Raw genomic sequence first — 14,768 nt, forward strand, 5'->3', positions numbered from 1 at the left:
CAAAAAGTGAAATGCTCTAAAGCACGATCCGGAGCCTTGCAATCAGCCCATGCCGGAGCAGGGCGCAATATGGGAAAAGCGATGTCTTTCTGCTGCCCGGCCGATCAATCGTGATGATTGCCGCCACGGGCAGGCTTGCGACAATGATTCAACGCGCTGCCTTATCCCTTTGAATTACCATCAAGACAAAGGCGTCTTGCAGCCCTCATTTCAATTCCGGAACAATGCGCGGAATATCGTCAAAACTCAGTCCACTGTGTTGCGTCACATAATAATAGGCTGCGAAGATGATGGTTGCGACAATGGTCGTGCGCAAAAAGGCCCGCCTGACATGGGAACGGGCTGGTGCGCTGGCAACCGTACCAAGCGTCACATCATTTTCCTCATCCTGTGTCCTGAGCCCCACCGGCAAGAGGGCAAAAAGCGTGATCCACCAGATGATGAAATAGATGGCGAGTGCAGACACAATCGACATGATCAAACCTCTTCGAGTTCGATCAGCGTACCATTAAAATCCTTTGGATGCAGAAAAAGAACCGGTTTGCCATGCGCACCGATCTTCGGCTCGCCATCGCCGAGAATACGCGCGCCTTCCGCCTTCAGCCGATCACGCACCGCGATGATATTTTCAACCTCATAGCAGAGATGATGCATGCCGCCGGACGGATTCCTGGCAAGGAAGGCTGCGATTGGCGAATTTTCACCCAGCGGTTCCAGAAGTTCGATCTTGGTATTGCCGACATCGATGAATACCACCGTCACACCATGCTCCGGCAGTGCCTGCGGTTCGCTCACCCTGGCGCCAAGCCTGTCGCGATAAAGTGCGGCGGCTGCCTTGATATCCGGCACGGCGATGGCAACATGGTTCAAGCGTTCCAACATTATGACCTCCTTGCCTGTCGGGCAGGAACCAGTCTCAGCCAATCCGGTTCAGGAACACGGTCACGACAGGTTTTTTACCCCAGACTTCATTGGCAGCGGCGCGAACGGCGCGACGAATGGATTCACGCACCACATCCAGATCCTTGCGGCGTACGCGCGGAATGCTTTCCACTGCCTCTACGGCCGCATCGAGCAGAATGTCTTCCATCAGATCCCCCTGACCGTCTTCCTCAGGAAGACCGAAGGCAGCCAGCTCCGGCTCACCATAGAGCTTCAGATCACGGTCAAGCAAGACCGAGATGCCGACATGGCCGACATAGGCAAGCTTGCGCCGCTGAACCATGCCAATTTCTTCCTCGTCGCCGATCAGCTTGCCATCCTTGTAGATGCGGCCAATCGGCGCCTGATCAATGATTTCGGCCTTACCGGGGGCAAGACGGATCATGTCACCATTGCGCACCTGCGCAACTTCCGGAATGCCTTCCAGTGCGCCAAGCGAACCTTGCGCTACCAAATGCATGGCCTCGCCATGGACAGGCACGAGGATTCTTGGCCGAATCCAACTATACATCCTGCGCAGCTCGTTGCGGCGCGGATGACCGGAGACATGAACAAGTGCATCTTCATCGCCGATCAGCTTGATGCCACGGTCAACCAGACGGTTCTTGATATCGAGAATGGCCTTTTCATTGCCGGGAATGGCGCGCGAAGAGAAAATCACCGTATCGCCGGGCGACAGCGCAATGCTGCGCATCTCATCCCGCGCGAGTTTCGACAAGGCTGCACGCGGCTCACCCTGACTGCCGGTCAGGATCAGCACGACATTTTCACGCGGGATATAGCCATAATCCTCTTCGCTCAGGAATTCCGGCAGGCCTTCCATATAGCCAAGTTCGGTGGCGACCGAAATGACGCGCTTCATCGAACGGCCAACCACCAGCACCTGACGCCCGGCATCGCGTGCTGCCTCGGCAATGGAACGGATACGCCCTACATTGGACGAGAAGGTAGTGATCGCAACGCGTCCGCGCGCATTTTCAATCAGCTCGCGCAAACTCTGCGACACCTGCATTTCGGAAGGCGACTCTCCCTCGCGCAAAGCATTGGTGGAATCGCAAATCAACGCCAGAACGCCCTGATCGCCCAGAGCGCGAAAACGCGCTTCATCGATCTTCGGGCCGATCGCAGGCTCCGGGTCCATTTTCCAGTCACCCGTATGGACGATTGTGCCAAGCGGCGTGGTGATGGCCAGCGAGACCGGTTCCGGAATGGAATGGGTGACCGCAATAGCCTCGATCCTGAACGGACCAACTTCAAAATGATCACCGGCCTTGTAGATCTCAACCGGTATTTCCGGCGCACTCGGCTCAGCCTCACGCTTGGCCTCCAAAAGGCCAGCGGTAAAGGGCGTCGCATAGACCGGCACTTTCAGACGCGGCCACAGATCAAGCAGAGCGCCGAAATGATCCTCATGCGCATGGGTAATCACAATCCCGCGCAGATTATGCTTCTCAGCTTCCAGATAACGTATGTCGGGCAGGATGAGATCCGCACCCAGCTGTTCCGGACCTGCGAAGCTGACACCCATATCGACAACCAGCCATTCCCGATTATCCGCCGGGCCATAGCCATACATGGCGAGATTCATACCGATTTCGCCCACCCCACCCAGTGGCAGAAAAACGAATTCGGAAGTGTTCGATCGAGCCATGAAATGTCCTATTGTGCTTGGGCGTGCTTATAATGGAATCTGAACAGGTGTCTGTGGTAAGACGCCTGTTACTAGAGCAATTTGAGAACAAATTGAACCTTAGAAACGCGCCTGTTACCTGCTATTACGCCACAAATTTCATCGCAATGCTGCAATTTTGCGAAACAGCCCGGAAAGAAACCATTATTTCTGCAAAGTTCCGGCATTTCCGAAATAGACATCGCCCGCAGTGACAGCGATTCTGTCGCCATTTTCATCACGCACGATAAAGTGGCAGGCTGCATCAATGGTCTCAAAGATGCCCGCAACAACCCTGCCATTCAGCGCGACCTTGACCGGCCCGCCCAGACCATGCGCGCGTTCAAGCCAGCGGTGACGAATATGCGCAAGCCCCCTGCCTTCATCCCATAGGGCATAATTGGCAAGCCAGGCATCGGACAGCGCCGTAAACAGAGTTTCCGCATCACAATTGCTGCCAATCTCGTGCAGGCAGACCGCCTTGTACGGCAGATCATCCGGATAGGCCACCACATTGGTGCCTATGCCGATCGCAACGGCAAAACGCCCCCTGTCGAGAAGGGTTGATTCCAGCAGGATGCCGGAGAGTTTTGAACCATCGAGCAGAACGTCATTTGGCCATTTCAGCCCGATTCTGGGGGCTACCTTTGGGCCTGTTGCGGCAAAAACCGCCTCTAGCGCATCGGCAAGCGATAGCCCGGCGACAAAGCCAAGCGTGGCTGCCCGCGTGATGTCGAATTCAGCTGTGAGAAGAAGTGTGGCGGCAAGATTGCCTTCAGGCGTCGACCAGGCCCTTCCACGACGGCCACGGCCATTTTCCTGTTTTCGGGCAACGAACCAGATCCTGCCCGGATCGCCTGCAATTGCCCGTTCAAGGGCCAGAGCATTTGTGGAGCTGACCGTCTCGAAGGCTTCGAGACGGTAGCCAGCATTGATGGCGACAGGTGAGAGCGCAAAATGCAATGTCCCACCCGCCGCCTGATCGTCAGAAGAAGGACTTTGCAGCCACTTCGGCATAGCCACCAATCGTGCCTGCAAGGAAGATGTAGAACAGCACGAAGGCGCCGCTTACACCCAGAACAAGGCGCAGTTCTCCGGCCACCGGCAGGAAACCGCCAACCGGTTCATCGAACCACATGACCTTGATCATGCGCAGGTAATAGAACGCACCCACGACCGAAGCCACGATACCAATGATGGCAAGCGGCAGAAGACCGGCCTGAACGGCGGCAAGGAAGGTATACCACTTGCCGAAGAAGCCAGCGAGCGGCGGAATACCGGCAAGCGAGAACAGGAAGATCGTCATGATCGTTGCCAGCACCGGATTGGTGCGGGAAAGACCGGCAAGATCGTTGATCTCCTCGACATTGCCGTCCTTGGTGCGCATGGCGAGAATGAAGGCAAAGGCGCCAAGCGACATGGCAAGATAGATCGCCATATAGATCAGCACACCCTTGACACCGATCACCGTGCCGGCAGCAAGACCAACAAGCGCATAGCCCATATGGCTGATCGAGGAATAGGCCATCAGGCGCTTGATATTGTGCTGACCGATAGCGGCAAAGGCACCAAGGATCATCGAGGCAAGGGCAACGAAGATGATGACTTGCTGCCAGTCATTGGTGACTGGGCCGAAGGCTTCGCAGACAACACGGATGATCAGCGCCATTGCAGCCATTTTCGGAGCGGCGGCAAAGAAGGCCGTGACCGGGGTCGGCGCGCCTTCATAGACGTCTGGCGTCCACATGTGGAACGGAACGGCCGAAATCTTGAAGCAGAGGCCAGCCAGGATGAAAACCAGACCGAACACCATGCCCAGTTCGCGGTTGCCGCCAGTGATGGTCTGCGCGATTTCCACGAAACCGATATGTCCGGTATAGCCGTAAACAAGGCTGATACCATAGAGCAGCATGCCCGAAGACAAGGAACCCAGAACAAAATATTTCAGACCGGCTTCCGTCGAACGGACGCTTTCACGGTTGAACGCAGCCAGCACATAAAGCGACAGCGACATGAGTTCGAGACCGAGATAAAGCGCCAGCATGTTGGTGGCCGAGACCATCAGCAACATGCCAAGCGTCGAAATCACGATCAGAACCGGGAATTCGAACTTGTCGAACTTGTCCGCCTTCGCAAAGCCAACCGACATGATCAGCGCCACGATGGAGCCGATCAGCGTCAGCGTCTTCATGAAACGGGCAAAGCCGTCATTGACAAGCGCACCACCAAAGGCCGTGCCATTTGCCGGGAAAAGGAGCACCACAGCCAGTGCCGCGATCAGCACCGCAACAGCAAGACCATTGACAAGCGTGGTCGCCTTTTCGCCGGAGAACACGCCGATCAACAACAGTGCCAAGGCGCTTACAGCAAGGAGAACCTCCGGTGCTGCAAGGGTCAGATGAGCTAACAGATCAGTCTGCATGACCTTAACGCCTCTATTCTCTTATTGGGCCACAGCGCTCGCGGCTGCCGCGAGAGCTGTATCATAATGTTGAACCAAAGCGCTGACCGCGCTGGCGGTCGCATCGAATACCGGCATCGGATAGACACCGAAATAGATGGTGAGCGCTACGAGCGGATAAAGAATGATCTTTTCGCGAGTGCTGAGATCAAGCAGTCCCTTCAGGCTTTCCTTGGTCAGCGCACCCCAGACAACCTGACGATAGAGCCAGAGAGCATAGGCAGCCGACAGGATCACGCCAGTGGTGGAGATCACAGCAACCCAGGTATTGACGCGGAAGACACCAAACAGCGTCAGGAATTCACCGATAAAGCCCGACGTGCCCGGAAGGCCGATATTCGCCATCGTGAAGATGAGGAAGGCCACGGCATATTTCGGCATGATGTTGACGAGACCGCCAAAGGCCGAAATCTCACGCGTATGCATGCGGTCGTAGATCACGCCAACGCACAGGAAGAGTGCGGCCGACACGATGCCATGCGACAACATCTGGAACAGCGCACCCTGAATACCCTGTTCGTTTGCGGCAAAGATACCCATGGTGACATAAGCCATGTGCGCAATCGACGAATAGGCAATGAGCTTCTTGATGTCTTCCTGAACCAGAGCCACCAGCGAAGTGTAGACAATGGCAATGACCGACAGCGCAAAGATCAGCGGAGCGAAATCTGCCGAGGCCAGCGGGAACATCGGCAGTGAGAAGCGCAAGAAGCCATAACCACCCAGCTTCAGCAGGATACCTGCCAGAATGACCGAACCGGCCGTCGGTGCTTCAACGTGGGCATCCGGCAACCAGGTGTGTACCGGCCACATTGGCATCTTCACAGCGAAGGACGCAAAGAAGGCAAGCCACAGCCAGGTCTGCATGCCGGCCGGGAAGTCATATTTCATCAGTTCCACGATGTTCATCGTGCCAGCCTGCCAATACATGGCCATGATGGCGATGAGCATCAGAACAGAACCCAGCAGGGTGTATAGGAAGAACTTCAAGCTTGCATAAACGCGACGCTTGCCACCCCATACACCGATGATGATGAACATCGGGATAAGGCTTGCTTCAAAGAAGACATAGAACAGGAACAGGTCAAGCGCGCAGAACACGCCAATCATCAGCGTTTCCAGGATCAGGAATGCGATCATATATTCCTTGACGCGCTTGTCGACCGACACCCAGCTTGCCAGAATGCAGAACGGCATCAGGAAAGCCGACAGCACCACGAACAGAACGGAAATGCCATCAACGCCCATGTGGTAGCTGATGCCACCGCCTACCCAGTCGAGCTGCTCGACCATCTGGAAGCCAGGATTTGCATTATCAAATCCGGCCCAGACGACGAGAGACAGGACGAAGGTAAACAAGGTCGTCAGCAAGGCGACATTGCGAATGTTACGGCGTGAGGCCTCGCTATCGTCCTTGATCAAAAGGATCAGTAACGCGCCGACAAGCGGCAGAAACGTGACCGTTGAGAGAATTGGCCAGTCGGTCATCAGAAAGAGCTCCCGAGCATCATCCAGGTGACGAGCGCGGCGACGCCGATCAGCATCGCGAATGCGTAGTGATAAAGGTATCCGGACTGCATCTTGACGACGCGGTTGGTGACATCCAGCACACGTGCCGAGACACCATTCGGACCAAAGCCGTCAATGAGCCAGCCATCGCCCCCCTTCCAGAACAGGCGTCCGAGCCAACGCGCAGGACGCACGAACAGGAAGTCATACAGTTCGTCGAAATACCACTTGTTGAGCAGGAACTGGTAGAGACCACGATGACGTGCAGCCAGTTCCTTCGGCATTTCCGGCTTGCGGATGTAGAACAGCCAAGCCACGACAAAGCCGATGACCATGACAACGAATGGCGACAGCTTAACCCAGAGCGGAACGTGGTGGTAATGTTCCAGCACTTCATTGCCCGGAGCCGTGTAGAGCGCGCCCTTCCAGAATTCGGCATAGTCATGACCGAAGAAGTATTCCTTGAATACAACACCGGCAAAGAGTGCGCCGACAGCCAGAATGAACAGCGGTACCAGCATGACCATTGGCGATTCATGGACATGATGCATGACTTCTGCCGAAGCGCGTGGCTTGCCGAAGAAGGTCATGAAGATCAGGCGCCATGAATAGAAGCTGGTGAACAGGGCAGCCACGACCAGAAGCGTGAAGGCAAAACCGCTGGCTGCACTGTGCGAGGCATAGGACGATTCAATGATGGCATCCTTCGAGAAGAAGCCAGCAGTACCAATGACCGTACCCGGAATGCCAAGACCGGTGATGGCAATCGTACCGATGATCATCATCCAGAAGGTAACCGGGATCAGCTTGCGCAGGCCACCCATGCGCCGCATGTCCTGTTCGTCCGATACGGCATGGATGACCGAACCGGCGCAGAGGAACAGGAGCGCCTTGAAGAAGGCGTGCGTGAACAGGTGGAACACGGCCGCGCCATAGGCACCGACGCCAAGTGCCACGAACATGTAGCCAAGCTGCGAACAGGTCGAGTAGGCAATGACGCGCTTGATGTCGTTCTGCACCAGGGCAACGGTGGCCGCAAAGAAGGCAGTCGTTGCACCGATGATGGTGACAACCAGAAGTGCGGTATGCGACAGTTCAAAAATCGGCGACATGCGCGCGACCATGAACACACCAGCGGTAACCATGGTTGCAGCGTGGATGAGAGCCGATACCGGGGTCGGGCCTTCCATGGCGTCCGGCAGCCAGGTGTGCAGCAGGAACTGCGCCGACTTGCCCATCGCACCCATGAAGAGCAACAGGCAGACAACCGTCAGCGCGCCTTCCTTGTCCAGCTGGTAGCCGAGGAAGCTCAGCACAACGTCACTGCCATCGGCCGCCCCCTCTGCCGGGAGATAATTGGCAGCGGCTGCAAAGACCGTGTTGAAGTCAACCGACTGGAACAGCGCAAACAGGCTGAAAATGCCGAGCAGGAAGCCAAAGTCGCCAACGCGGTTGACAACGAAGGCCTTCATTGCGGCGGCATTGGCCGACGGGCGCTGGAACCAGAAGCCGATCAGAAGATAGGAGGCAAGACCCACGCCTTCCCAGCCGAAGAACATCTGGATCAGATTGTCCGATGTTACCAGCATGAGCATGGCAAAGGTGAACAGCGACAGGTATGCGAAGAAGCGCGGGCGATGCGGGTCGTGGTGCATATATCCGATCGAATAGATATGCACGAGAGCCGATACCGAGTTCACCACCACCAGCATGACGCCGGTCAGCGTATCGATGCGCAGAGCCCAGTCAAAGGTGAGCGATCCCGACGATACCCAATGCAGAACCGGAATACGGACGGTTTCGGCATCATGGCCAAGCGGGATCTGGAAGAACACGACCCATGACAGGATCGCGACAACAACCATCAGACCGGAAGTGATGTATTCACTCGCCTTGGCGCCAATCCGGTTGCCGGCAAGACCGGCAATCAGGAAGCCCAGAAGCGGAAGGAAGACGATCGCGTAGTAGAGCATTTGCCCGTCAACCTTTCATGACATTGACGTCTTCCACCGCGATAGAGCCGCGATTACGGAAGAAAACAACGAGAATTGCCAGACCAATCGCCGCTTCAGCAGCTGCGACGGTGAGAACGAAAAGGGCGAAAACCTGCCCGACCAGATCGCCGAGCGTTGAGGAAAACGCCACAAAATTGAGATTGACCGAAAGCAGGATCAGTTCGATCGACATCAGGATAACGATGACGTTCTTGCGGTTTAAGAAGATACCAAAGACGCCAAGCGTAAACAGGATCGCCGAAACGGTCAGATAATGAGCAATACCGATTTCCATGTGCTTATCCTCAGATGCCTTTGCCCGTTTCGACTTTCCGGATTTCGATTGCCGTTTCTGGCGTACGAGCGACCTGCGCCGGGATCGACTGGCGCTTGACATTTGGCTTGTGACGCAGCGTCAGAACGATCGCACCGATCATGGCCACCAGAAGTACAAGGCCGGCGACCTGGAAATAGAAGACGTAGTCAGTGTAGAGAATGTCACCAAGTGCCGCCGTATTGGTACGCTCCGCCAGATCCGGGATCGGAACCTTGCCCTGCCCCAGCCTTGGCGCGAACATGCGGCTTGCAAACACAAAGATCAGCTCACCCAGCAGGATCAACCCTACCAGTGCGCCGATCGGTGCATATTGCAGCGCGCCGCGCTTCAGTTCTGCAAAATCCACATCCAGCATCATGACGACGAAGAGGAAGAGAACCGCCACAGCGCCGACATAGACAACCAGCAGGATCATGGCGAGGAACTCAGCACCCGTCAGCAGGAACAATGCCGCTGCATTGAAGAATGTGAGGATCAGAAACAGCACCGAATGCACGGGGTTGCGTGCCGCAATCACCATGAAAGCGCTGGCGATCATGATGAACGCGAACAGATAGAAAAACGCTGCCGCAATTCCTGTCAGCATGGGTTTCCCCCAACACCTTTCCGTGAGCAAAGCCCGATTGCTTCACCCGCTCTAGTCATAAACCTAATGCTCAAGCACCGGATGGACCCAAACCGAATTCAGCCTTGCATCCAGTGCTTCAAAGCGGTTCGATCACAACCGATTGAACCGCCTGTCGAATTCACACATCCGGCGTCAAAAGCACCAAGCCTTTTGCCGGACATGCCAGCCAACCGGAAACCGATCAGCGATAAGGCGCATCCATCGCGATATTGCGCGCGATTTCGCGTTCCCAACGGTCACCATTGGCAAGGAGCTTTTCCTTGTCATAGTAAAGCTCTTCACGGGTTTCGGTCGCGAATTCGAAATTCGGACCCTCAACAATCGCGTCTACCGGGCATGCTTCCTGGCAGAAACCGCAATAAATGCACTTCACCATGTCGATGTCGTAGCGCACCGTGCGGCGCGTTCCGTCATTGCGGCGTGGGCCGGCTTCGATGGTGATTGCCTGTGCCGGGCAGATCGCTTCGCACAGCTTGCAGGCAATGCAGCGTTCTTCACCATTCGGATAACGGCGCAGCGCGTGTTCACCACGGAAACGCGGGGAAACCGGGCCCTTTTCATGCGGATAGTTCAACGTTGCCTTTGGGGCAAAGAACTGACGCATGGAAAGAAAGAACGCGCCGACAAACTCTTTAAGCAGGAGCGATTTGGCTGCTTGAGCGATTGAAGCCATTGTCTTTACTCCTTACGCCAGACCGAAGACTTTGAGGAAGGTCGCGGTTGCCACAACCATGAACAGCGAGATCGGCAGGAACACTTTCCAGCCCAGACGCATCAGCTGGTCATAGCGGTAACGCGGGACGAAAGCCTTCACCATTGCGAAGAGGAAGAAGCAGAAGCAGAGCTTCAGCATGAACCAGATGATGCCCGGTACCCAGTTGAGGAACCATACATCAATCGGTGGCAACCAGCCGCCAAGGAAGAGCGTGGTCATCAGGGCGCACATCAGCGTGATAGCCACATATTCGCCAAGGAAGAACAGCAGGAACGGCGTCGACGAATATTCGATCATGTGACCGGCGACGAGTTCCGATTCAGCTTCAACAAGGTCGAAAGGCGGACGGTTTGTTTCAGCCAGAGCCGAGATGAAGAAGATCACAAACATCGGGAACAGAACCAGCCAGTTCCAGTCAAGGAACGAGGCAGGCAGACCGAGGCTGGTGCCAAGACCTGTATTCTGCGACAGAACGATGTCGGTGAGGTTCAGTGAACCGGCCGTCAGCAGTACCGTGACAATCACGAAGCCAATCGAGACTTCATACGAAACCATCTGAGCCGCGGAGCGCAGGGCACCGAGGAATGGATATTTCGAGTTCGAAGCCCAGCCGCCCATGATGACGCCGTAAACTTCGAGCGAGGAAATCGCGAAGATATACAGAATGCCAACATTGATATTGGCAATCGCCCAGCCTTCATTGACCGGAACCACCGCCCAGGTGGCCAGCGCCAGAACCGCCGAAACGAAAGGAGCCAGAAGGAATACCCCCTTGTTGGCACCCGACGGAATGATCGGTTCCTTGAAGACAAATTTGAACAGGTCGGCAAAGGCCTGGAACAGACCCCATGGGCCGACGACGTTCGGGCCACGACGAAGCTGAACCGCTGCCCAGATCTTTCGGTCGGCATAAAGCAGATATGCCACCACAATCAGAAGCACGACGAGCAGAACAAGCGACTTCAGCGCTATGATCAGCGCTGGCAAGACGTAGGCTGCAAAAATTCCTTCCATTGTACCGTCTCTCTCTCGCCTTACTCAGCAGCCTGTTGGAAGCCATTAGCCGCCAGTGCAGAGCATTCAGCCATGACAGCTGATGCGCGCGCGATGGGGTTCGTCAGATAGAAATCCTTGACCGGGGAGACGAACATGGCGCCACCTTCCAGTCTGGATGCCTTTCCTGCCAGCGCGATCAGATCGTCAGCGGAAGCAGGCGTGATCGTGTCGATTGCCAGCATATGCGGATAATCCACATAGAGCTTGGCGCGAAGCTGTTCGAGCGTGTCAAACGGCAGACGCTTGTTCAGCACGGAGGACAGGGCACGCAGGATTGCCCAGTCTTCCCTTGCCTCGCCCGGTGCAAAACCGGCGCGATTGCCACGTTGGACACGGCCTTCCGTATTGAGCCAGGTGCCCGACTTTTCCGTATAGGCTGCACCCGGCAGGATGACATCGGCTGCATGTGCACCGGCATCGCCATGCGTGCCGACATAGACGATGAAGCTTGAGCCCTTCTTCGACATGTCGATTTCGTCTGCGCCAAGCAGGAAGACGATGTCGAGATTGCCCAGCATTTCGCCAGCAGCCTTGCCGCCTTCACCCGGAACAAAGCCGAGATCAAGCGCACCAACGCGCGAAGCAGCCGTATGCAGAACCGAGAAGCCATTCCATCCGTCCTTGATGGCGCCAACTTCATGCGCAAGCTTGGCGGCATTGGCAAGAACGGCCGAACCGTTTGCCCCCGTCAGCGCACCCTGACCAATGATGATCAGCGGACGCTCAGCTTTGGCCAGAACGTCACGGAATGCGTTCTTGCCAGCGACAACATCTGCAAGCGTATCGGCACCGGCACCAAGATATTCATAAGCATAACGCAGTTCGCTCTGTTCGCCGATCAGCGCAACAGGGAAGTTGCCGGCACGCTGGCGCTTGCGGATACGGGCATTGAGAACCGCAGCCTCGATGCGCGGATTGGCACCGATAATGAGCAGCGCATCCGCCTCTTCAATGCCTTCAATGGTTGAATTGAAAAGATAGGTTGCACGACCCAAGGCCGGATCAAGGGCAGCTCCATCCTGACGGCAGTCGATATTGGCAGCGCCAAGCGCCGTCATCAGGCCCTTCAGGGCATAGATTTCCTCAACCGATGCGAGATCACCGGCAATGGCGCCAATCTTGTTGGCGGAAGTTGCCTCAACCTTCTCGGCAATGGTGTCGAATGCTTCGGCCCAGCTTGCCGCGACCAGACGGCCATCCTTGCGTACATATGGACGATCAAGGCGCTGCGTGCGCAGACCATCCCAGATGAAGCGGGTCTTGTCCGAAATCCACTCTTCATTCACGGCGTCATTGACACGTGGCATGATGCGCATGACTTCGCGGCCACGCGTATCAACGCGGATATTCGAGCCAACCGCATCCATCACGTCGATGGTTTCGGTCTTGGTCAGCTCCCAAGGACGAGCCTGGAAGGCATAGGGGCGCGAGGTGAGCGCGCCAACCGGACAAAGATCAATGACGTTGCCCTGCAGTTCCGAGGTCATGGCGCGTTCAAGATAGGTGGTGATTTCGGCATCTTCACCGCGGCCGATCAGGCCCAGTTCAGAAATGCCGGCCACTTCCGTGGTGAAACGGACACAGCGCGTGCAGTGAATGCAGCGCGTCATCACCGTCTTGACGAGCGGGCCGATATATTTGTTCTCGACGGCACGCTTGTTTTCGCGATAACGCGAACCATCGGTGCCATAGGCCATTGCCTGATCCTGCAGATCGCATTCGCCACCCTGATCGCAGATCGGGCAGTCGAGCGGATGGTTGATCAGCAGGAATTCCATCACGCCTTCGCGGGCTTTCTTGACCATCGGCGTGTTGGTGAAGATTTCCGGTGCTTCGCCATTCGGGCCGGGACGCAGGTCGCGCACGCCCATCGCGCAGGATGCTGCCGGCTTTGGAGGCCCGCCCTTTACTTCAACCAGGCACATACGGCAGTTTCCTGCGATGGAAAGCCGTTCGTGGAAACAGAAACGCGGCACCTCAGCGCCCGCGGCTTCGGCAGCCTGAAGGAGCGTATAGTGATCGGGAACCTCGATCTCTGTGCCGTCAACCTTGATCTTTGCCATCGCTTTTCCAAACCTGCGGCCATGCCGCCTATTCTAGATGTCAAACTTCCAAGCTGGCCCGGAGCGGGCCATGCCATGCAATATCATTCAGCCGCTTCCAGACGAATGTTACGGCTCTGAACAGCATTGCGGGTATATTCATCGATACGCTTTTCGATTTCCGGACGGAAATTGCGGATCAGACCCTGGATTGGCCAGGCAGCCGCGTCACCAAGCGCACAGATCGTATGACCCTCAATCTGCTTGGTCACATCCAGCAGCATGTCGATTTCACGCTTCTGCGCATTGCCGGTGACCATGCGCTGCATGACGCGCCACATCCAGCCTGTGCCTTCACGGCACGGCGTGCACTGGCCGCAGCTTTCATGCTTGAAGAAGGCCGAAAGACGGGCAATCGCCTTGATGATGTCGGTGGACTTGTCCATGACGATCAGGCCACCCGTACCAAAGGACGACTTCTTCTCGCGCATGCCGTCGAAATCCATGATGGCATCCATCATGTCCTCGCCGCGGATGACCGGGCAGGATGCGCCACCCGGAATGACGGCGAGAAGATTGTCAAAACCACCGCGGATGCCGCCGGCATGTTTTTCGATCAGTTCACGGAACGGAATGCCCAGCGCTTCTTCAACCACGCAAGGCGTGTTCACATGACCAGAGATCTGGAACAATTTCGTGCCGACATTGTTCGGACGGCCGATGGACGAGAACCAAGCCGCACCGCGACGCAGGATCGTCGGCGCAACGGCGATCGATTCAACATTATTGACCGTCGTCGGGCAGCCATAAAGCCCCATATTGGCCGGGAATGGCGGCTTCAGGCGCGGCTGACCCTTCTTGCCTTCAAGACTTTCCAGGAGTGCCGTTTCCTCGCCGCAGATATAGGCGCCAGCGCCATGATGGACATAGATGTCCATGTCCCAGCCACACTTGTTGTCCTTGCCAAGAAGACCGGCATCATAGCATTCGTCAATGGCGGCTTGCAGCGCCTCACGCTCACGCATGAATTCACCGCGCACATAGATATAAGCGGTGTGCGCACCCATGGCACAGCCGGCAATCACGCAGCCCTCGATCAGCGTATGCGGATCATGGCGCATGATTTCACGGTCCTTGCAGGTACCGGGTTCGGATTCGTCTGCATTGACGACGAGATAATGCGGACGGCCATCGCTCTGCTTGGGCATGAACGACCACTTCAGACCCGTCGGGAAGCCGGCGCCACCACGGCCACGCAGGCCCGAAGCCTTCATCTCGTCGATGATCCAGTCACGACCCTTTTCGATCAGGCCACGCGTATTGTCCCAGATGCCACGGGACATCGCGCCCTTCAGGGAACGATCCTTAAAGCCATAGATATTGGTGAAGATGCGATCTTTATCAGCCAGCATGTC

At 56.3% G+C, this 14,768-nt stretch carries 13 protein-coding genes; all 13 read right to left on the bottom strand.

What is annotated here, in order from left to right:
- Positions 1-205: 205 nt before the first annotated feature.
- Complete coding sequence (locus ACFO1V_RS11720) at positions 206-475, bottom strand: DUF1467 family protein (RefSeq protein ID WP_374833641.1); 270 nt, start codon at positions 473-475, stop codon at positions 206-208.
- Positions 476-477: 2 nt separating this feature from the next.
- On the bottom strand, positions 478-882 hold the full coding sequence (mce, locus tag ACFO1V_RS11725; RefSeq protein ID WP_374833643.1) for a methylmalonyl-CoA epimerase: 405 nt from the start codon (positions 880-882) through the stop codon (positions 478-480).
- A gap of 34 nt (positions 883-916) precedes the next feature.
- On the bottom strand, positions 917-2,593 hold the full coding sequence (locus ACFO1V_RS11730; RefSeq protein ID WP_374833645.1) for a ribonuclease J: 1,677 nt from the start codon (positions 2,591-2,593) through the stop codon (positions 917-919).
- A 183-nt stretch (positions 2,594-2,776) separates the two neighbouring features.
- Positions 2,777-3,574, bottom strand: coding sequence for a biotin--[acetyl-CoA-carboxylase] ligase (locus ACFO1V_RS11735; RefSeq protein ID WP_374833686.1), 798 nt, complete (start codon positions 3,572-3,574; stop codon positions 2,777-2,779).
- Between the two features lie 22 nt (positions 3,575-3,596).
- Positions 3,597-5,033 carry an NADH-quinone oxidoreductase subunit NuoN gene (gene nuoN / locus ACFO1V_RS11740; protein ID WP_374833647.1) on the bottom strand — a complete coding sequence of 479 codons (1,437 nt, stop codon included), beginning with the start codon at positions 5,031-5,033 and terminating at the stop codon, positions 3,597-3,599.
- 21 nt (positions 5,034-5,054) lie between these two features.
- Positions 5,055-6,560, bottom strand: coding sequence for an NADH-quinone oxidoreductase subunit M (locus ACFO1V_RS11745; RefSeq protein ID WP_374833649.1), 1,506 nt, complete (start codon positions 6,558-6,560; stop codon positions 5,055-5,057).
- On the bottom strand, positions 6,560-8,554 hold the full coding sequence (gene nuoL, locus ACFO1V_RS11750; RefSeq protein WP_374833651.1) for an NADH-quinone oxidoreductase subunit L: 1,995 nt from the start codon (positions 8,552-8,554) through the stop codon (positions 6,560-6,562). Before nuoL ends, ACFO1V_RS11745 begins: the two co-directional genes overlap by 1 nt.
- Before the next feature lie 7 nt (positions 8,555-8,561).
- Positions 8,562-8,870, bottom strand: coding sequence for an NADH-quinone oxidoreductase subunit NuoK (gene nuoK / locus ACFO1V_RS11755; protein ID WP_374833653.1), 309 nt, complete (start codon positions 8,868-8,870; stop codon positions 8,562-8,564).
- A 10-nt stretch (positions 8,871-8,880) separates the two neighbouring features.
- Complete coding sequence (locus tag ACFO1V_RS11760; RefSeq protein ID WP_374833655.1) at positions 8,881-9,498, bottom strand: NADH-quinone oxidoreductase subunit J; 618 nt, start codon at positions 9,496-9,498, stop codon at positions 8,881-8,883.
- 223 nt (positions 9,499-9,721) lie between these two features.
- On the bottom strand, positions 9,722-10,213 hold the full coding sequence (nuoI, locus tag ACFO1V_RS11765) for an NADH-quinone oxidoreductase subunit NuoI (protein WP_374833656.1): 492 nt from the start codon (positions 10,211-10,213) through the stop codon (positions 9,722-9,724).
- Between the two features lie 12 nt (positions 10,214-10,225).
- Positions 10,226-11,269 (bottom strand): NADH-quinone oxidoreductase subunit NuoH, encoded by a 1,044-nt coding sequence (gene nuoH / locus ACFO1V_RS11770; protein WP_374833658.1) that lies wholly within the window; start codon positions 11,267-11,269, stop codon positions 10,226-10,228.
- 20 nt (positions 11,270-11,289) lie between these two features.
- Positions 11,290-13,374 carry an NADH-quinone oxidoreductase subunit NuoG gene (gene nuoG / locus ACFO1V_RS11775; protein ID WP_374833660.1) on the bottom strand — a complete coding sequence of 695 codons (2,085 nt, stop codon included), beginning with the start codon at positions 13,372-13,374 and terminating at the stop codon, positions 11,290-11,292.
- Between the two features lie 83 nt (positions 13,375-13,457).
- Entirely contained in the window at positions 13,458-14,765 is a 1,308-nt protein-coding gene (nuoF, locus tag ACFO1V_RS11780) for an NADH-quinone oxidoreductase subunit NuoF (protein WP_374833662.1), read from the bottom strand.
- Positions 14,766-14,768: the final 3 nt, after the last annotated feature.

The sequence above is a fragment of the Daeguia caeni genome, from assembly GCF_042653845.1.
Taxonomy (GTDB): Bacteria; Pseudomonadota; Alphaproteobacteria; order Rhizobiales; family Rhizobiaceae; genus Brucella; species Brucella caeni.